The sequence below is a fragment of the Paenibacillus sp. VT-400 genome (genome assembly GCF_001029205.1).
Taxonomy (GTDB): domain Bacteria; phylum Bacillota; class Bacilli; order Paenibacillales; family Paenibacillaceae; genus Paenibacillus; species Paenibacillus amylolyticus.
This window is the reverse complement of the sequence record NZ_LELF01000042.1, coordinates 1-395: the sequence shown is the minus strand read 5'-3', so window position 1 is coordinate 395 and position 395 is coordinate 1. Positions and strand designations below refer to the sequence as shown.

The window sequence follows — 395 nt, the reverse complement described above, 5'->3', positions numbered from 1 at the left end:
CAGCCATAACACTACCAAAAAATGATTTTTCTTGAAGTCTAAAACAAAAAGGCGAAAATAAAAGGAGAAAAAGATACGGCGGAGCAGTGGCTGGGTTCTGAGATATTTTTTAAGCCGGGCGAGGTAAAGCATGGTACTATTAAATTACTCAAATAATCTCAGAATGCCTACCTCTGCCCGGTAATTTTTTACTGCGCGTTCCAGCCTCCATCTACCGGCAGTGCGGCGCCCGTAAGTGTGGTAGCACCGTCGGCAGCCAGGAACAGGGCCAGCTGCCCGAGAATTTCCACGGGCACAAATTCTTTCACCGCCTGTTTCAGCAGCAGCACCTGGCTCACCACATCCGCTTCGCTCATCTGGTGCACTTTGGCCTGGTCGGCGATCTGCTTTTCCAC

General features: G+C 49.9%; 1 pseudogene. It reads right to left on the bottom strand.

Annotation, left to right across the window (positions count from 1 at the left end):
• Nucleotides 1-188: 188 nt before the first annotated feature.
• Nucleotides 189-395, bottom strand: a pseudogene (locus EL84_RS31960) (3-hydroxybutyrate dehydrogenase); the annotation flags it as partial.